The organism is Streptomyces sp. NPDC048600 (assembly GCF_055587025.1).
The window spans coordinates 114,335-131,611 of the sequence record NZ_JBVJGZ010000005.1; the positions used below are offsets into that span (position 1 = coordinate 114,335).

A 17,277-nucleotide genomic window follows, 5' to 3' on the forward strand; every position below is an offset into this window, starting at 1 on the left:
AGAACCCACGATAACACGCCCCCCCCCCCCCCCCCCCCCCCCCCCCCCCCCCCCCCCCCCCCCCCCCCCCCCCCCCCCCCCCCCCCCCCCCTTTCCCGCTGTGAGGACCTTCCGCTAGCTCTCCTCGTCCGTGCGGCGGCGGGAGAAGTGGTACGCCGCCCCGATCGAGCCCGCGATCAGCGCGGCGCCGAGCCCGATCTCCTTGAGGTCGAACCCGCCGAAGGTGCCGCCCTCGCCGGCGTGCACACCGTACGGAGGGGTGAGGGGCACCGGGGTGTGATGGATCGGACGGCCGCCGGCGATGCTCAGGTCCGTGGAGCCGCTCACCCCGTCACAGGTGAACGTCACCCGGTACATCACCCCGGGTTTCGCGTCCCAGTCCACCGTCGCCGTGGCCTCGGAATGGTGCGGTTGGATGTGCACGGTGTCGAAGACGCCCGAGGTCACCGTGACCTTGCCCCGGCAGCCGCCGTCGCGGTCCACACGCAGGGTGACCTGGCCGCCCGCGGCGATGGTCGAGGGCAGGACGCTGAAGCCGAACGGCGTGATGTCGTGGCCGCCCTCCGCGGCGGCGGCCGGCGCGAAGCAGGCGAGTGCGGTTGCCCCCAGCAGTGCGGCCGAGGCGACGCGTATCGCGCGCATGGTCAATCCTCCGGTCCCCGAGGAGCAGCTTGCGGACCTTTTCCGCTTGCGCCAGAAATGCACCTCGATGACCGAAACGCTAGGAAGGTGCGCACAGGTGCGCGAACGGTGTCGGGCGAATGGGGCACCTGTGTGCGCCGGGCGGGGGACGGCGACGGCGTGGCGGCCGCAGCCGGGCCGCCGGACGGTGAAGGGGCGTCAGTCCGCATCCGCGTCCGCCTCGGCCGCGGGCGCCGGGTCTCCGTGTGCGGGAGCCCGGCGCGGCCGTGCTCCGAAGGTGGCGGCCCCGCCCCTTTGGCCCGTCAGTTCTCCACGCCCGGGAAGAGGTGCAGGAACGGCTCCGCCGACGCCGTGATACCCCGGCTGTAGGGCGCGTCGAAGTCCCAGATGAGGAACAGCAGGAAGGCGATCAGCGCGGAGAACAGTCCGGCGAGGACGAGTTCGCGCGGGGTCCGCCGGATCTGGAGGGCCAGCACCATGCCGATGGTGATCACCGCCCCCGCCAGCAGCCCGAACCACACCACCCCCGGCATCGTCGCCCCGATCGAGGTGGCCCGGGAGGTGCGGGCCTGGTCGGCGGCGGCGACCTGGTCCACCAGTGGCTGGTAGGCCTGGGCCTCGAAGTCACTGGCGGGCTCGTAGTCGGTGACGTCCTGGCGGATGCGCGCCAGCAGCTCCTCGCCGCGCCCGCTCACCTCGCCCTGGTCGGCCATGTGCTGCCACTCGGTGTGCACGACGTGTCCGACATAGGCGTTGACATCCTCCCGGATCCGGTCACGCACCTCGGCCGGATAGACCCGGACCCGTTCCGAGATCTCGTGCAGCGCCTGGGCCTCGGCCCGCACCTGGTCCTCGGCGGCGCTGCGGGCCTCCCAGACGCCCGCGATGGCGAGGCCCAGCACGATGGCGTACACCACGCCGATCCACATCGTCATGTACTCGATGACGTCCGGGGTCTCGCTGGGGTCCTCGTCGTCGCTCGCCGCGCGGTTGCGCAGCAGGGTGATCGCGACGACCACCGCGCACGCGGCGAGCATCGCGAGGGTGAGAACAAGCCATTCCGGCAACAGGAGCCTCCAGGTTCAGCGCGCCCGCAGGGCGGCCACGGCGATCACCGCGGGAACGGTGATGAGCAGGACGAAGGTGAGCGGCGTGGTGCCGTGGCGCACGACGCGCTGCTGACGCGGCGCCTTGTACGGCGGGTAGCTCACCGGGGTCGCCGAGGGGCGCGGCGTGGGGCTCGGCTTCGGCTTCGGCTTCGGCTGGGGAGGGGGCGTGGGGGCGGGGGGCGGCTCGGGTGCTGGGGCGGGCGGGGGCGCCGGCGCCGGGGGCGCGGGCCGCGGGCGGGGCTTCGGCGGAGGGGGCGGCTCCGGCGGGGGCGGGGGAGCGGGCGTCGGCTTCGGAGGCGTCGGCTCGGGCGGTTCCGGGGTCGGCGTGGGCGTAGGGGTGGGGGTGGGTGTCGGGGTGGGTGTGGGCTCGGGGCAGGGCGGGGGAGGGGTCGGCTCGGGACACGGCGTCGGCCAGGGCTTGCCGCCCGCGACCGCCACCGCCACCGTGCCGCCGGGCCCGGTCGACGCGTAGGCGCACGCGTCGGCGGCCGCGTCCCCGACCGGCAGGCCCGCCAGGGCCCAGGAGAGCGCCATCAGGGCCAACACCCGCACGACGACCGCGCGGCGGGTCGGTTCTGCTCGATGCACGACCAAGATCCTGAGCCCTCCCGAGATCCGCCATGCCCTGTCCCGGGGGTATTGCCCCGAATGAGGGACGTGCGGGCCGGGAGGTTCGAACGGCGTTGACGCGGTGGCGAGTCGGGCGCGGCGGTGTGACGCCTCGGGCGCGCACGGTGACCCGCTGCCGGACGTCCCGGCGAACCCTCCGAAAAAGAAATCCCCGACCGGCTGAACACCGGCGCGCCCCCCTGCGTACTCCATGCCGTGCGGCGGCGGCAGCAGTCCGCCGCAACAAATTTGGAATCATGGGGAGTTGACGATGAAGACCTCCTGGCGGAGCGCCTCGATCGTGGCGAGCGCCGTGGCCGTGCTGGCGCTGACGACGGCGTGCGGTCAGGAAAAGGCGGACGGAACGGGGGCCCAGAACGTGGGCGCGACCGTACCGGCCGGCGGATACGGGGCGGACGCGGGCGGCGGGTACGACGTCGGCAGCGGAGGCACCCAGGACGGACAGGCCGGCGGGGCCGATGCCGCCGGACAGGCCGCCGAGGGTGCCGGCAAGCTCGCCGTCTCCGAGAACGCCGAACTGGGCGAGGTGCTCACCGACAACGCGGGCCGCACCCTGTACCGCTTCGACCAGGACACCGCGGAGCCGCCCAAGACGAACTGCGACGGCGACTGCGCCGCGGCCTGGCCGCCCGTGCTGTCCGACGACGCCAGCGCCGGCGAGGGCGTCGACCCGTCCCTGCTGGGCGAGGTCACCCGTCCCGACGGCACCAAGCAGCTCACCGTCGGCGGCTGGCCCGCCTACCGCTACGCCAAGGACGCCCAGCCCGGCGACACCAACGGCCAGGGCGTGGGCGGCACCTGGTACGCACTCGCCCCCGACGGCAAGAAGGCCAACACGGCGTCCGATCTGCCGGGTCTGTCCACCCGCAAGGACCCCAAGCTCGGCGAGATCGTCGTGGACGGCAACGGCATGACCGTCTACCGGTTCATGAAGGACGAGGCCTGGCCGAAGCCGGTCTCCGCCTGTGTCGACGCCTGCCTGGACAAGTGGCCGGTCGTCGCGCCGGTCGCGGCCGACGACACCAAGGGCGTGGAGAAGAAGGGCCTGATGAGCTTCACCCGTCCCGACGGGGCCAAGCAGCAGACGATCGACTGCTGGCCCATCTACACCTTCGCGGGCGACAAGGCCCCCGGCGACACCAACGGTCAGGGCGTGGGCGGCACATGGTATGCCGTGTCGCCCGAAGGCAAGCCGATCGGCGCTCCCAAGGAGTAGCCGGAAGCCTGCCCCCAGTGGTCCGTCCCTCCGCCCCCTCGGAGGGGCGGACCGCTTTGGTGTGTTTGCAATGGTTTACCGCACGTCTCCATACGGCACGTGCCACAGGCAGTGACCGGGAACGGATGGTCAATTTCCGTTTCGGCTCGCTCCTTTGGCGGGCGATCAGTAGCCTCTGCTCGAACACCGGATCGCCAACGCCCTTGGAGAGATAGATGGAGCGTCCCGCCTGGGCCCCACGGAGCATCGACATCACGGTGCCGAGCGTTTCCCGGATCTACGACTATTACCTCGGCGGTTCGCACAACTTCGAGGTCGACCGGGAAGCCGCTCGAAAGGCGATGGAGTTCATGCCGGGCCTGCCCAAGATCATGCAGGCGAACCGGGCGTTCATGCGCCGCGCGGTGCGGCACGCGGCCGAGGCGGGAATCACCCAGTTCCTCGACATCGGCTCCGGTATCCCCACGCACGGCGCCGTCCACGAGGTCGCCCAGGCCGTACACCCCGAGGCGCACGTGGTCTACGTCGACCACGACCCGGTCGCCGTCGCCCACAGCCGCGCGGTGCTGGCGGACAACGAGCGCACGGACGTCGTCGCCGCCGACCTCAGGAAGCCCCAGGACATCCTCGGAAGTCCCGAAGTCGGCCGGCTGATCGACCTGAACCGACCGGTGGCGCTGCTTCTGGTTGCCATACTGCACTTCGTGGAAGACACGGACGACCCGTACCGAGCGGTGGCCGGGCTGCGCGACGCGCTCGCCCCCGGCAGCATGCTGGTCCTCACGCATGCCTCGTACGAGGGAATCCCGGTCCCCGCCGAGCGGGCCGAGGGCGCGGTGGACGTGTACCGGGACATCCGCAACCCGCTGATCATGCGCTCGCGCGACGAGATCGCGCGGTTCTTCGAGGGGTACGACATGGTGGAACCCGGACTGGTGGCGATGCCGCACTGGCGGCCCGACACCACACCGGAGGACGAGGATCCCTACGCGTTCTCCGGTTTCGCGGGCGTGGGGCGTACCGCGTGACCGCGGAACCGGACGGGCCCGAGGACAGACTGCGCCGGTTCGCGACGATCTGGAGCCGGGCCGTGTTCCCGGTCACGGTGACCTCGCTGACCCGGCCGGAGTTCGAGACGCAACTGCTGCCGCTCGCCCGCCGGCTGAGCGTGGCGCTGCGCGCCAGGGCGTTCGACGCGGCCGAGGGCCGGGCGGTCGGCGCCGCCCTCGTCGACGTCCACTGCACCGACCCCGAGGCCCTCAGCCGCACCCTCGACTGCGTCGACGCCTATCTGGTGCTCTACTGCGGCGAGGACGGCGTCCAGGAGGACCTGCGGGCCCGCTCCTCCCGCCTCCAGCACGCCATGGCCGCCGGGTTCGCCCAGGAGCTGCGCGAACGCACCCTCGCCGAGCAGGAGTCCATCGCCCAGGCCGCGCTGCGCGCCCAGGGCGTCGTGGCCCAGGCCCTGCACGCCAGCGAGGCCCGCTTCCGCGCGGTCTTCGAGGGCGCGGCCATAGGGATCGGCATCTCCGACCTCGACGGCAACATCCTGGAGGTCAACGACGCGCTGCTGCGCATGTTCGGCGGCTTCGAGCAGAACGTACGCGGCCGCAACGTCCGCGACTGGACGCACGCCGAGGACGCCCCGCAGGTGTGCCGGCTGTACAAGGAGCTGGTGCGCGGCGAGCGCGAGCACTACCACGTCGAGAAGGCCTTCTACCGCCCCGACGGCACCGTCCTGTGGACCAACCTCACCGTGTCCCTGCTGCGCGACGCCGAGGGGCGCCCCCAGTACCAGCTGGCGCTGATGGAGGACACCACCGAGCGCCGGCTGCTCAACCTGCGGCTGCGCTACGAGGCCACCCACGACGCCCTCACCGGCCTGCCCAACCGCACCCTGTTCTTCGAGCGCCTGGAGAAGGCCCTCAACGCCGCGCCCGGCCAGCGCTTCGGCCTGTGCTACCTCGACCTGGACGGCTTCAAGACGATCAACGACAGCCTCGGCCACGCGGCCGGCGACCGGCTGCTCGTGGAGATCGCCGACCGGCTCCAGTCCTGCGCCACCGCGCCGGGCGAGATGGTCGCCCGTCTGGGCGGTGACGAGTTCGTGGCGCTGACGACCGGACCGGACACCCGGACCGAGGTCGACGACCTGGCCGCCCGCATCATGAACGCGCTGCTCGCCCCGGTCCGCATCGACGGCCGTGAGCTCACCGTGCGCGGCAGCATCGGTGTCGTGGAGGGCCCGGCGGGTGGTGAGCGCAGCGCGGCGGAGGTGCTGCGCAGCGCCGACATCACCATGTACCGGGCCAAGTCGGCGGGCGGCAACCGCTTCGAGCTGGCCGACCCCGAGGCCGACGCCCGCGCGATCACCCGGCACGGGCTGACCACCGCGCTGCCCACCGCCCTGGAGCACGGCGAGTTCTTCATCGAGTACCAGCCCATCGTCCACCTCGGGGACGGCAGTGTCCGGGGTGCCGAGGCCCTGGTGCGCTGGCTGCACCCGCAGCACGGTGTCCTCGGCCCGGACCGGTTCATCCCGCTCGCCGAACACACCGGGCTCATCGTGCCGTTGGGCCGCTGGGTGCTGGAGCAGTCGGTCCGCCAGGCCCGGCAGTGGCGCGAACGGCACGCCGGGGAGGGCCCGTTGCGCATCAACGTCAACCTCTCGCCCTGCCAGCTCAGCCATCCCCGCCTGGTGCAGGACACCGTGGACATTCTGGAGGCCGAGGGCGTCACCCCCGACGCCCTGTGCCTGGAGGTCACCGAGTCGGCACTGATCGGCGCCGACGACGCCCTGCTGAAGCCGCTGCGCCGGCTGGCGGACATGGGCGTGGACATCGCCCTGGACGACTTCGGCACCGGCTACTCGAACCTGGCGAACCTGCGCCGTCTGCCGGTGAGAGTCCTCAAGCTCGACCGCTCCTTCACCCAGAGCATGCAGCAGTTCCCGGCGGACCCGGTCGACCTGAAGATCGTGGAGGGCATCGTCTCTCTCGCCCACAGCCTCGACCTCGCGGTCACGGTCGAGGGCGTCGAGACCGGAGCCCAGGCGGAACAACTCCGCATACTCGGCTGCGACACGGCCCAGGGCTGGTACTACGCCCGCCCCGGCCCCCCGGAACGCCTCCACGAACTGGCCCTGGCAGACGCGACGGGCTGAACCAGGACGCCCTGCTTTTCAGGGGCGCGGGGCTGTGTCGATGTGCGGCTCCGCCGCGTGGTCGCGACCGGCTCCGGGGCGACGTCGTGGGCCGCAGGGCAGCAACGCCCTGCATTTAAGCGGCGCGGGGCTGTGTCGATGTGCGGCTCCGCCGCGTGGTCGCGACCGGCTCCGGGGTGCCGTCGTGGGCCGCGGGGCAGCAACGCCCTGGATTTAAGGGGCGCGGGGAACTGCGCGAACAACCACGACGAACGGAAAGCCCGAAACCAGCCCCGCGCCCCACGGCGAACAACCACGACGACCGGAAAGCCCGAAACCAACCGCACATCCCAAGGCGAAGCCGTCACCGCTCCAACAGCATCCGCTGCAACTCCCGCGCAGCCCGCGGCGGCGCCACGTCACTGCGATGCGCGAGCGCGATCGTGCGATGCAGCCCGGGCCGGGCGAGCGGCGTCACCCGCAGCCCGAGCCCCGACCGCGCCGCGACCATCCGCGGCACCACCGCCACCCCCAGCCCCGCCCGCACGAACCCCAGCACCGCGTCCATCTCCCCGCCCTCCACCGCGAAGTCCGGCTCGAACCCCGCGGAGCGACACGCGGTGACGGTCAGCTCCCTCAGGTCGTACCCGTGCCGGAACATCACCAGCCGCTGCCCCTCGAGGTCGGCGACCGCCACCGTCCGCCGCGCGCCCGGCCACGGCGAGTCCGGTGAGGAGATCACCACGAGGTCCTCCCGCAGCAGCCCCACCGTCGTCAGCGCCGGCGACGGCGTCGGCAGCGGCTGCACCACCAGCGCGAGATCGAGCGCGCCGCGCGCCAGCTGACGTACGAGGTCGAGCGAGCCGCCCTCCTCGATGAGCAGCCGGATGCCCGGGTACCGGTCGTGGAAGGCCCGCAGCACGTCCGGCAGCAGCCCCGTGCACAGACTCGGCGTCGCGCCCAGCCGCACCCGCCCGCGCTGGAGCTGCACCAGCTCCTGCACCTCGTGCCGTGCGGTGTCCGCGTCCGCGAGGATGCGCCGGGCCAGCGGCAGCAGCGCCTCACCGGCGTCGGTGAGCGTGATGTTTCCGCGCGCCCGCAGGAACAGATCGGCCCCCAGCTCCCGCTCCAGCGCCTTGATCTGCTGGGACAGGGACGGCTGGGCGACATGCACCGCCTCGGCGGCCCGGGTGAAGTGCCGGGTCTCGGCGACCGCCACGAAGTACTGGAGCTGCTGGAACTGCATCCTGCAAGCATAGCCAGTGTCTATGGAAACGAGCCGGACCATGTCTTGGACCGATGGGGTCCAACGGCCCTAGCGTCATGACCCATGGCTCTGGCAACGCGGACGGACCGACGGCCGTCCTTGGCGCGCACCATCTGGGACAGCACCGTCGGCAAGAAGACCGTGATGGCCGTCAGCGGTGTGATCATGCTGCTGTACCTGGTCGTACACGCTTTCGGCAACCTCAAGATCTTCTTCGGTCCCGGGGACTTCAACCACTACGCCCACTGGCTGCGTACGCTCGGCGAGCCGTTCGTGCACTACGGCTGGACGCTGTGGCTGATCCGCGTCGTGCTGATCGTCGCCGTGGTCGCGCACGCCGTCTCCGCGTACCAGCTCAGCCGCCGCGACATCAAGGCCCGGCCGGCCAAGTACGCGCACGGCAGGCCCCGGGCGAGCTACGCCACCCGGACCATGCGCTGGGGCGGGATCATCATGGCCCTGTTCATCGTCTGGCACCTCCTGGACCTGACCACCGGCCATGTGCACAGCGGCGGCTTCCAGGAGGGCCGTCCCTACGAGAACGTGGTCGACACCTTCTCCACCTGGTACGGCAACGTGATCTACATCGTGGCCATGCTCGCCGTCGGGCTGCACGTACGGCACGGCTTCTGGAGCGCCGCGCAGACCCTCGGCGTCGGCAGCCGCACCCGCGACCGTGCCCTGAAGACGAGCGCCGACGTTCTCGCCCTGCTGCTCACGGCCGGCTTCGTCGCCGTGCCCGTGGGCGTGATGACCGGAGTGGTGAGCTGATCATGAACCCCTACACGCAGTACCGGACCGGTGAGGCGGTCGCCGACGGCAAGGCTCCCTCCGGGCCCGTCGACGGGCGCTGGGACAAGCGCCGCTTCGAGGCCAGGCTGGTCAACCCGGCCAACCGGCGCAAGCACACGGTGATCGTCGTCGGCACCGGTCTCGCGGGCGGCTCCGCCGGGGCCACCCTCGCCGAACAGGGCTACCACGTCGTCCAGTTCTGCTACCAGGACTCCCCGCGCCGCGCGCACTCGATCGCGGCCCAGGGCGGCATCAACGCGGCGAAGAACTACCGCAACGACGGCGACTCCGTGCACCGGCTGTTCTACGACACCGTCAAGGGCGGCGACTTCCGCGCCCGTGAGTCCAATGTGCACCGCCTCGCGCAGATCTCCGTCGAGATCATCGATCAGTGCGTGGCCCAGGGCGTGCCCTTCGCCCGTGAGTACGGCGGCCTGCTCGACACCCGCTCCTTCGGCGGCGTCCAGGTGTCCCGGACCTTCTACGCCCGCGGCCAGACGGGCCAGCAGCTGCTGCTCGGCGCGTACCAGGCGCTCAGCCGCCAGATCGCCGCGGGCAACGTGGAGCTGCATCCGCGCACCGAGATGCTCGACCTGATCGTCGTCGACGGCCGGGCGCGCGGAATCGTCGCCAGGGACCTGGTCACGGGCCGGATCGACACCTACTTCGCGGACGCCGTCGTCCTCGCCAGCGGCGGCTACGGCAACGTCTTCTATCTGTCGACGAACGCCATGAACTCCAACGCCACCGCGGTCTGGCGGGCCCACCGGCGCGGGGCGTACTTCGCCAACCCGTGCTTCACCCAGATCCACCCCACCTGCATCCCGCGCACCGGCGACCACCAGTCCAAGCTGACGCTGATGAGCGAGTCGCTGCGCAACGACGGCCGGATCTGGGTGCCGAAGGCGAAGGGCGACACCCGCCCGGCCAACCGGATCCCCGAGGACGAGCGCGACTACTACCTGGAGCGCATCTACCCGTCCTTCGGCAACCTGGTGCCGCGCGACATCGCCTCCCGCGCCGCGAAGAACGTCTGCGACGAGGGCCGCGGTGTCGGTCCCGGCGGCCAGGGCGTCTACCTGGACTTCGCCGACGCCATCGCGCGGATGGGCCGCAAGGCCGTGGAGGCGAAGTACGGCAACCTCTTCGACATGTACCAGCGGATCACCGACGAGGATCCGTACGAGGTGCCGATGCGGATCTACCCCGCCGTGCACTACACGATGGGCGGACTGTGGGTCGACTACGACCTCCAGACCACCGTCCCCGGTCTGTTCGCGATCGGCGAGGCCAACTTCTCCGACCACGGGGCGAACCGGCTGGGCGCGTCCGCGCTGATGCAGGGACTCGCCGACGGCTACTTCGTGCTGCCGTCCACCATCAACGACTACCTCGCCCGCAACCCCCACCAGGAGCCGGTCACCTCCGAACACCCCGTCGTCCAGGAGGCGTTGGCGGAGACCGAGGACCGGCTCCATCTGCTGCTCTCGGTGGACGGCGACCGCACCCCGGACTCCTTCCACCGCGAACTCGGCGAACTGATGTGGGAGTTCTGCGGCATGGCCCGCAGCGACGCCGGACTGCGCAAGGCGCTGGAGCGCATCCCGCAGATCCGCGAGGAGTTCTGGCGGCGGATCAAGGTGCCCGGCACCGGCGAGGAGTTCAACCAGTCGCTGGAGAAGGCCAACCGCGTCGTGGACTACCTGGAGCTCGCCGAGCTGATGTGCCTCGACGCGCTGCACCGCGCCGAGTCCTGCGGCGGGCACTTCCGCGAGGAGTCCCAGACCCCGGACGGCGAGGCGGCCCGCCGGGACGAGGAGTTCTCCTACGCGGCCGCCTGGGAGTTCACCGACACCGGCGAGGCGCCCGTCCTGCACCGGGAAGACCTGGTCTTCGAGTACGTCCACCCCACTCAGCGGAGCTACGCATGAGGCTCAATCTGCGCGTATGGCGCCAGCGCGACGCCGACGCCGACGGCGCCATGTCCACGTACGAGGTGGACGGCATCTCGCCCGACATGTCCTTCCTGGAGATGCTGGACACCCTCAACGAGGAACTCATCCTGCGCGGTGAGGACCCCGTGGCCTTCGACCACGACTGCCGCGAGGGCATCTGCGGCGCGTGCTCGCTCGTGATCAACGGCGACGCGCACGGGCCGGAGCGCACCACGACCTGCCAGCTGCACATGCGGTCCTTCGAGGACGGCGACACGATCGACGTCGAACCGTGGCGGGCGTCGGCGTTCCCGGTGATCAAGGACCTGGTCGTGGACCGGACGGCGTTCGACCGGATCATCCAGGCCGGCGGGTACATCACCGCGCCCACCGGCTCCGCCCCCGAGGCCCACGCCACGCCCGTGCCCAAGCCCGACGCGGACCTCGCCTTCGAGCACGCGGAGTGCATCGGCTGCGGGGCGTGCGTGGCGGCCTGCCCGAACGGCGCCGCGATGCTGTTCACCTCTGCCAAGATCAACCATCTGAACGTGCTGCCGCAGGGCGCGCCCGAGCGCGAGACCCGGGTGCTCGACATGGTGGCGCAGATGGACGAGGAGGGCTTCGGCGGCTGCACGCTCGCGGGGGAGTGCGCGACGGCGTGCCCCAAGGGAATCCCGCTGGTGTCCATCACCGGCATGAACAAGGAGTGGCTGCGGGCCGTGCGCAAGGGCAAGCGGTAGCGGCGTACGGGTGATGCCGTGGGGGACCTGCCGTGCGCCGGACGCGTACGGGTGACGCCGTGAGGGCCGGCCGTCGTCCGGCCGCGGTCGCGCGGCCGCGGGTCGTCGGCGCCCCTGAGGGCGTGATGTGAACGTTCGCCGGAAGTGCGGACGGGCGGGGCCGGGGAGCGGTGCTCTTCCCCGGCCCCGTCTCGCGTCACGCCGCTCCGCCCCTGCCATTCAGCATCCTCACATCCGCGCTCCTGGCACAGGTCACGTACACGACAACCGGCATCGGGAGAACAGGGGTGTCCCCAGCCCCGCTCGACCGGCCCGTGCCCAGGAGAGAGCCATGTCCGGTGTCACCACCCTCGACCGCCCCCCACAGCCGGCGGCACCCACCCGCTACACCGTCACCCTGGCCCGCACCGAGGACGACGTGCGCGCCGCTCAGCGCCTGCGCCACGAGGTCTTCGCCGGGGAGATGGGAGCCCGCCTGGCCACCACGCAGCCCGGGCTCGACATCGACGAGTTCGACGCCTACTGCGACCACCTGCTGGTCCGGGACACCCTCACCGACCAGGTCGTCGGAACCTACCGGCTGCTGCCGCCGGAGCGCGCCGCGGTCGCCGGACGGCTGTACTCGCAGGGCGAGTTCGAACTGTCACGGCTGGACGGCATCCGGTCCGGCCTGGTCGAGGTCGGCCGCTCCTGCGTGCACCCCGACCACCGCGACGGCGCGGTCATCGGCCTGATCTGGGCCGGTATCGCCCGCTACATGGTCGACGGCGGCCACGAGTGGCTCGCGGGCTGCTGCTCGCTGCCGCTGGCCGACGGCGGCGCCCTCGCGGCCGGCACCTGGGACCGGGTGCGGGCCAAGCACCTCGCCCCGGAGGAGTTCCGGGTACGTCCGCTGGTGCCCTGGAACACCGAGGGCGTCACCCGCCCCGCCGGCCGCACCGACCTGCCGCCCCTGCTGCGCGGCTATCTGCGCCTCGGCGCCATGGTGTGCGGCGAGCCCGCGTACGACGCGGACTTCGGGGTCGCCGACCTGTATGTGCTGCTGTCGATGCGCCGGGTCGACGCGCGCTACCTCAAGCACTTCCTCTCGCTCGTCCCGGCCTGATGAGCGGCTGGTTGCCCAGCGCGCCCTGCACCTCCCGCGCGTGCGTGGAGGCTCCGGGGCCGTCCGCCGTGGCCGTGGCACGTGGTGTGCTGCGGCTCACGGCGGTGCTGGGTCTGTTCCTCGCCGGGGTCCTGGTGTCCCCGCTGGGCGGGCGGATCCCCCCGGACCTGGTGCGGCGCTGGTGCCGGTGGATCGTGCGCTCGGCGGGCGTGCGGCCGCGCATCACCGGTGACGCCGCCTCCTCCGGCGGGCTGCTGCTGGTCGCCAACCACATCTCCTGGCTGGACATCCCGCTGCTGGCCGCCGTACGCCCGGCCCGCATGCTGGCCAAGAAGGAGATTCGCGAGTGGCCCGTGGCGGGGCCGCTCGCCGCGCGCGGCGCCGTCTTCATCGACCGGGACCGGCTGCGGGCGCTGCCCGACACGGTCGCCCGGCTCGCCGACGCCCTGCGCTCGGGCGCGGCCGTCGGTGTCTTCCCCGAGGGCAGCACCTGGTGCGGCCGTGCCCAGGGCCGGTTCCGGCGGGCGGTGTTCCAGGCCGCCCTGGACGCGGGCGTCCCCGTCCAGCCGGTCCGCATCCGCTACCGGCTCGCCGACGGCTCGGCCACCACACTGCCCGCCTTCATCGGCGACGACTCCCTGCTCACCTCGGTGTGGCGGGTGGTCACCACCCGCCATGTGATCGCCGAGGTCGACCTCCGACCACCCATCGCCCCCCTGTCCCACCCCGACCGCCGCACGCTGGCGCACGCGGCGGAACACGGCACGGTGGGCGGCGGCCCCGACTGGACCCACGCGGCACTCGTCGCCCAGGGACAGCGCTGTACCCGGGGTCCGGTACCCGTCGCGGCCGGGCCCCCACGACGCAACGCCCGCGCCAGATAGGGCGCCGTGGCGCTCCCCGCCGCTCTCGCCACCTCCCGCGCGGTCCCGCGGCGACGATCCGGCCGCCCGCCTCGCCGCCGCCCGGGCCCAGGTCGATCACCCGGTCCGCCCCCGCCACGACGGACATGTCGTGCTCGACCACGACGACGGTGTGCCCGGCGTCCACCAGACCGTGCAGCCGCTGCCCACTAGCGGTTGAAGATCGACGCCAGTCGCCGGTAGGAGTCCAGCAGGGCTGCGCGGTCGTAGGTGCTGGTGGTGACCAGCACCTCCTGCGCGCCGGTCTCCTTCAGCACCGACTCCAGCTCGTCGGCCACCTGTTCCCCGGTGCCCGCGAGCTGTCCGGCCAGTGCGGACGTGTAGTGGCCGCGCTCCCGGTCCGTCATGGCGAGCGCCTCGGCCCGCTCGGCGGGCGGCAGCGGCGGGAAGCTGCCGCGGGTCCGAGACTGGGCCATCGACCAGGCCTCGGGCACCAGGAGGCGGTGGGCCTCCTCGGGGGTGGCCGCGACCGCGACCGTGCCGGAGATCACCACGTACGGCTCGGCGGCCCAGGGCGAGGGGCGGAAGCGGGCGCGGTACCGCTCGACGCCGCGCAGCAGCTTCTCGCGGTTCCTGAGGTCGCCGATCACCATCGGCAGGCCCGCCTCGGCGGCGATCGTCGCGCCCTCGCGCATGGCCAGCACGAACGGCGGCACGGTCAGGCCCTCGGAGGGCCGCGCGTGTACGCCCGTGGGGGAGGTGCCGCGGAACCAGCCGAGCAGTTCCGTGAGCTGAGCGGCGAAGTCCCCGGCGTCGTCCTTGCCGTGGCCCAGCGCCTTGCGTACGCCGTCGGTGAAGCCGACCGAGCGGCCGAGCCCCATGTCGATCCGGCCCGGGAACAGCGACTCCAGCACGCCGAACTGCTCGGCGACCACCAGCGGACGGTGGTTGGGCAGCATCACCCCGCCGGTGCCCACCCGGATGGTCCCCGTCGCGGCGGCGACGGCCGCGGCCAGCACGGTCGGCGCGGACCCGGCGACCCCGGGCACCCCGTGGTGCTCCGACACCCAGAACCGGTGGTAGCCGAGCGCCTCCGCCTGCCGGGCCAGTTCCACGGTGTCGCGCAGCGCCTCCCCGGGGCTGTGGCCCTCGCGGGTGCGGGAGCGGTCGAGAACGGAGAAGCGGGTCGAGGCGATCACGGAGGTCACGAGGTGTTCAACGCCTGCCGGTCGCGGGCATTCCCGCGCGGCGCGCGCCGAGGGGGACGCGGCGGCGGACCGTACGGCGACGAGAGCCCGGCCCGGTGGTTCGGCCGGCAGACTCACTGCGCGCGCACCTGCGGTGAAGCCCCGTCGAGCCCGGTCAGGTTATTCGCCGGCAGGCTGACGGCGTACACACCTACGGTGAAGCCCTGACCGGGCCCCTGGCGGCCCGGGCTCCGGAAGTGCCCGGTGCGCCGGTCACGCGTACTTCGTGGTTCGAACCCATGCAGGACCGCCCTGCTCCTGTCGCCCGTCGGGGGGCACCGCGTCACCACCTTGATCTCGGGCACTTCCGCGGCCCTCAGGGCCGGGCCTACGCGGGCCGGCTCCGTGGACAGCGGCTCCGCCCGCCGGAAGGCGACGTTCCCGCTCTAGGGTGAGCGCGTGACCACCGACAGCCGACGGCCGCTCGCCGTGTTCGACCTGGACAACACCCTCGCCGGCACCGCCCACCGCCAGCGCTTCCTGGAGGCCAGGCCGCGCGACTGGGACGCGTTCTTCGCGGCCGCGCCCCATGACCCGCCGATCCCGCAGGGGGTGGCGCTGGCCCTGGAGAGCGCCGGGGAGTGCGAGGTCGTGTACCTCACCGGGCGGCCCGAGCGCTGCCGCCGGGACACCCTGGAGTGGCTCACGGCCCACGGACTGCCCGAGGGGCCGCTGCACATGCGGCGCAACGGCGACCGCAGGCCCGCCCGGCACACCAAGCTGGAGGTCCTGCGCCGCCTCGCCCGGACCCGTGAGGTCCGGATGCTGGTGGACGACGACGAGCTGGTGTGCGAGGACGCCGAACGGGCGGGCTTCCGCGTCGTACGCGCCCGCTGGACCGCCCCGTCGGGGGAGCTCAGGGCGGCCCAGGAGGGCGAGGGACGGACCTGAGCGGGCTCAGCCCGTCTCGTCCAGCCGGAAGCCGACCTTCAGGCCGACCTGCCAGTGCGCGATGGTGCCGTCCTCGATCTGGCCCCTGACCTGGGTGACCTCGAACCAGTCCAGATTGTGGAGGGTCTGCGAGGCGCGGGCGATGCCGTTGCGGACGGCCTGGTCGACCCCGTCGGGCGAGGTTCCGACGATCTCGGTGACCCGGTAGGTGTGGTTCGACATGCGGGTGCTCCTCCTGAGACGACGGCAGCGCCGCGTGTGGCGCGCGTCACTCCACCGTGCCCCAGGCGGCGGCCGAGCGCGAGGCGTCGGCATGCCGCCCCTTGACCTTCGCATTGGTACATACCAAAATCCTGCTTCACCCGTACGGGCGCCTTTGCCCGTCCCCCCACGTCGGGTTCCTTTGCCCTGTCCGTCAGGCAGAACAGGACCGACCCCCGTGAAACGCCGCCTCCTCGCCCTCGTCTGCGTGTCCGCCTCCCTCGTCGGGGGATGCGGAATGCTGCCGGGCAGCACCGAACGGCAGACCGTCACCGTCTGGCTCATGAAGGACAGCGCCTCCAGCGAGTACATCGAACGCTTCACCGAGGACTTCGAACGCGCCCACGCCGACATCGACCTCGACATCCGCATCCAGGAATGGACCGGCATCGGCGCCAAGGTCCAGACCGCGCTGGAGGCGAAGGGCGAGGACGCCGAGCCCGGCCCCGACCTCATCGAGGTCGGCAACACCCAGGTGCCGCAGTACGTCGACGGCGGCAGACTCCTCGATCTCACCCTGGAGTCCGTGCGCGACTGGGGCAGCGCGCAGTGGCTGCCCGGCCTCGCCGAACCCGGCAAGCTCCGCGGCCATCAGTACGGCATCCCCTGGTACGCCGCCAACCGCGTGGTGATCTACCGCAAGGACCTGTTCGCCGAGGCCGGCGTCAAACCGCCCAAGACCCGCGAGAAGTGGCTCGAGGTCACCGAGAAGCTCGACTCCGACGGCAACCAGGGCATCTACCTGGCCGGTCAGGACTGGTACACCCTCGCCGGGTTCATCTGGGACGAGGGCGGCGAACTCGCCGAGGACACCGGCGGCCCCTGGCAGGGCGCTCTGGACAGCCCGGAGGCTCTGCGCGGCATGGAGTACTACCGCAGCCTCCAGGACCTCGGTGACGGCCCCGTCGACGCGGACGAGGAACACCCGCCCCAGTCGGGCGAGTTCGCCAAGGGGCGGATAGCCCAGATCGTGGCCGTCCCCGGACTCGCCCGGGCGATCGTGCAGCAGAACCCCGAACTGGAGGGCAAGCTGGGCTTCTTCCCCGTGCCCGGCCGCAACGCGTCGCAGCCCGGCGCCGTCTTCACCGGCGGCAGCGACCTCATCGTGCCCGAGAACACCGACGTACCCGACCACGCGATCGAGGTGGTCGAGGCGCTCACCGGGGCCAAGTGGAACACCGACCTGGCCCGCACCATGAACTACGTGCCCAACAAGACCACGCTCGCCGACGCCGTCGCGGGCGAGGAGGGCGTCGCCGCCATGGCGGCCGGGGCCGCGCAGGGCCGGGCCACCCCCACCACCCCCGAGTGGGCCAAGGTGGAGGCGGAGAACCCCATCAAGCCGTACATGACCCGGGTGCTGGGCGGCGCCGACCCCGAGACCGAGGCACGCCGCGCCTCCGACCGGATCACCGACCAGCTGTCCCTGTACTGAACC

The 17,277-nt window shown here is 72.2% G+C and carries 16 protein-coding genes and 1 pseudogene; 10 read left to right on the top strand and 7 right to left on the bottom strand.

Annotated elements, in window-relative coordinates:
* Window positions 1-114 precede the first annotated feature (114 nt).
* From ACZ6SQ_RS08540 to ACZ6SQ_RS08550, 3 genes are all read right to left on the bottom strand, one after another.
* On the bottom strand, window positions 115-642 hold the full coding sequence (locus tag ACZ6SQ_RS08540; RefSeq protein WP_469558081.1) for a hypothetical protein: 528 nt from the start codon (window positions 640-642) through the stop codon (window positions 115-117).
* Window positions 643-944: 302 nt separating this feature from the next.
* Window positions 945-1,709, bottom strand: coding sequence for a bestrophin-like domain (locus ACZ6SQ_RS08545; RefSeq protein WP_469558084.1), 765 nt, complete (start codon window positions 1,707-1,709; stop codon window positions 945-947).
* Between the two features lie 15 nt (window positions 1,710-1,724).
* Window positions 1,725-2,339 (bottom strand): hypothetical protein, encoded by a 615-nt coding sequence (locus ACZ6SQ_RS08550; RefSeq protein ID WP_469558086.1) that lies wholly within the window; start codon window positions 2,337-2,339, stop codon window positions 1,725-1,727.
* A gap of 292 nt (window positions 2,340-2,631) precedes the next feature.
* Between ACZ6SQ_RS08550 and ACZ6SQ_RS08555 the strand changes: the two genes are divergently transcribed.
* From ACZ6SQ_RS08555 to ACZ6SQ_RS08565, 3 genes are all read left to right on the top strand, one after another.
* Window positions 2,632-3,597 (top strand): SCO0930 family lipoprotein, encoded by a 966-nt coding sequence (locus tag ACZ6SQ_RS08555; RefSeq protein ID WP_469558089.1) that lies wholly within the window; start codon window positions 2,632-2,634, stop codon window positions 3,595-3,597.
* Window positions 3,598-3,812: 215 nt separating this feature from the next.
* A complete protein-coding gene (locus tag ACZ6SQ_RS08560; RefSeq protein WP_469558092.1) occupies window positions 3,813-4,625 on the top strand; it encodes an SAM-dependent methyltransferase in 813 nt (270 codons plus the stop codon).
* Entirely contained in the window at window positions 4,622-6,760 is a 2,139-nt protein-coding gene (locus ACZ6SQ_RS08565; RefSeq protein WP_469558094.1) for a putative bifunctional diguanylate cyclase/phosphodiesterase, read from the top strand. The genes ACZ6SQ_RS08560 and ACZ6SQ_RS08565 overlap by 4 nt, the downstream gene beginning before the upstream one ends.
* A gap of 343 nt (window positions 6,761-7,103) precedes the next feature.
* Here ACZ6SQ_RS08565 and ACZ6SQ_RS08570 read toward each other — a convergent pair whose 3' ends face one another.
* On the bottom strand, window positions 7,104-7,985 hold the full coding sequence (locus tag ACZ6SQ_RS08570; protein ID WP_386384075.1) for a LysR family transcriptional regulator: 882 nt from the start codon (window positions 7,983-7,985) through the stop codon (window positions 7,104-7,106).
* Window positions 7,986-8,105: 120 nt separating this feature from the next.
* Here ACZ6SQ_RS08570 and ACZ6SQ_RS08575 point away from each other — a divergent pair, with 120 nt between their 5' ends.
* From ACZ6SQ_RS08575 to ACZ6SQ_RS08595, 5 genes are all read left to right on the top strand, one after another.
* Window positions 8,106-8,777 (top strand): succinate dehydrogenase, encoded by a 672-nt coding sequence (locus tag ACZ6SQ_RS08575; protein WP_469558732.1) that lies wholly within the window; start codon window positions 8,106-8,108, stop codon window positions 8,775-8,777.
* A gap of 2 nt (window positions 8,778-8,779) precedes the next feature.
* Window positions 8,780-10,729, top strand: a complete 1,950-nt coding sequence (locus ACZ6SQ_RS08580; RefSeq protein ID WP_469558096.1) for a fumarate reductase/succinate dehydrogenase flavoprotein subunit — start codon at window positions 8,780-8,782, stop codon at window positions 10,727-10,729.
* Window positions 10,726-11,472, top strand: coding sequence for a succinate dehydrogenase/fumarate reductase iron-sulfur subunit (locus ACZ6SQ_RS08585; protein ID WP_386384079.1), 747 nt, complete (start codon window positions 10,726-10,728; stop codon window positions 11,470-11,472). Before ACZ6SQ_RS08580 ends, ACZ6SQ_RS08585 begins: the two co-directional genes overlap by 4 nt.
* A gap of 331 nt (window positions 11,473-11,803) precedes the next feature.
* Window positions 11,804-12,577, top strand: a complete 774-nt coding sequence (locus ACZ6SQ_RS08590) for a GNAT family N-acetyltransferase (RefSeq protein ID WP_469558098.1) — start codon at window positions 11,804-11,806, stop codon at window positions 12,575-12,577.
* Window positions 12,577-13,461: a lysophospholipid acyltransferase family protein gene (locus ACZ6SQ_RS08595; RefSeq protein WP_469558101.1), complete on the top strand. Its 885-nt coding sequence runs from the start codon at window positions 12,577-12,579 to the stop codon at window positions 13,459-13,461. The genes ACZ6SQ_RS08590 and ACZ6SQ_RS08595 overlap by 1 nt, the downstream gene beginning before the upstream one ends.
* On the opposite strand, the pseudogene ACZ6SQ_RS08600 reads toward ACZ6SQ_RS08595, so the two are convergent.
* Together ACZ6SQ_RS08600 and ACZ6SQ_RS08605 are read right to left on the bottom strand one after the other, a co-directional pair.
* Window positions 13,443-13,689: pseudogene (locus ACZ6SQ_RS08600) on the bottom strand (ABC transporter); the annotation flags it as partial. The gene ACZ6SQ_RS08595 and the pseudogene ACZ6SQ_RS08600 overlap by 19 nt on opposite strands.
* Complete coding sequence (locus ACZ6SQ_RS08605) at window positions 13,650-14,648, bottom strand: LLM class flavin-dependent oxidoreductase (RefSeq protein ID WP_469558103.1); 999 nt, start codon at window positions 14,646-14,648, stop codon at window positions 13,650-13,652. The pseudogene ACZ6SQ_RS08600 and the gene ACZ6SQ_RS08605, both read right to left, overlap by 40 nt.
* Window positions 14,649-15,086: 438 nt before the next feature.
* On the opposite strand from ACZ6SQ_RS08605, the gene ACZ6SQ_RS08610 reads away from it, so the two are divergent.
* Complete coding sequence (locus ACZ6SQ_RS08610) at window positions 15,087-15,578, top strand: phosphatase domain-containing protein (protein ID WP_469558106.1); 492 nt, start codon at window positions 15,087-15,089, stop codon at window positions 15,576-15,578.
* A gap of 6 nt (window positions 15,579-15,584) precedes the next feature.
* Here ACZ6SQ_RS08610 and ACZ6SQ_RS08615 read toward each other — a convergent pair whose 3' ends face one another.
* Window positions 15,585-15,800: a dodecin gene (locus tag ACZ6SQ_RS08615; RefSeq protein WP_469558110.1), complete on the bottom strand. Its 216-nt coding sequence runs from the start codon at window positions 15,798-15,800 to the stop codon at window positions 15,585-15,587.
* Between the two features lie 217 nt (window positions 15,801-16,017).
* On the opposite strand from ACZ6SQ_RS08615, the gene ACZ6SQ_RS08620 reads away from it, so the two are divergent.
* Window positions 16,018-17,274 (top strand): extracellular solute-binding protein, encoded by a 1,257-nt coding sequence (locus tag ACZ6SQ_RS08620; RefSeq protein ID WP_469558112.1) that lies wholly within the window; start codon window positions 16,018-16,020, stop codon window positions 17,272-17,274.
* Window positions 17,275-17,277 lie beyond the last annotated feature (3 nt).

Coding starts and splice junctions, on each gene's coding strand:
- ACZ6SQ_RS08540 (WP_469558081.1), bottom strand. CDS start 642: ATGCGCGCGATACGCGTCGCCTCGGCCGCACTGCTGGGGGCAACCGCA.
- ACZ6SQ_RS08580 (WP_469558096.1), top strand. CDS start 8,780: ATGAACCCCTACACGCAGTACCGGACCGGTGAGGCGGTCGCCGACGGC.
- ACZ6SQ_RS08615 (WP_469558110.1), bottom strand. CDS start 15,800: ATGTCGAACCACACCTACCGGGTCACCGAGATCGTCGGAACCTCGCCC.
- ACZ6SQ_RS08560 (WP_469558092.1), top strand. CDS start 3,813: ATGGAGCGTCCCGCCTGGGCCCCACGGAGCATCGACATCACGGTGCCG.
- ACZ6SQ_RS08555 (WP_469558089.1), top strand. CDS start 2,632: ATGAAGACCTCCTGGCGGAGCGCCTCGATCGTGGCGAGCGCCGTGGCC.
- ACZ6SQ_RS08570 (WP_386384075.1), bottom strand. CDS start 7,985: ATGCAGTTCCAGCAGCTCCAGTACTTCGTGGCGGTCGCCGAGACCCGG.
- ACZ6SQ_RS08590 (WP_469558098.1), top strand. CDS start 11,804: ATGTCCGGTGTCACCACCCTCGACCGCCCCCCACAGCCGGCGGCACCC.
- ACZ6SQ_RS08585 (WP_386384079.1), top strand. CDS start 10,726: ATGAGGCTCAATCTGCGCGTATGGCGCCAGCGCGACGCCGACGCCGAC.
- ACZ6SQ_RS08595 (WP_469558101.1), top strand. CDS start 12,577: ATGAGCGGCTGGTTGCCCAGCGCGCCCTGCACCTCCCGCGCGTGCGTG.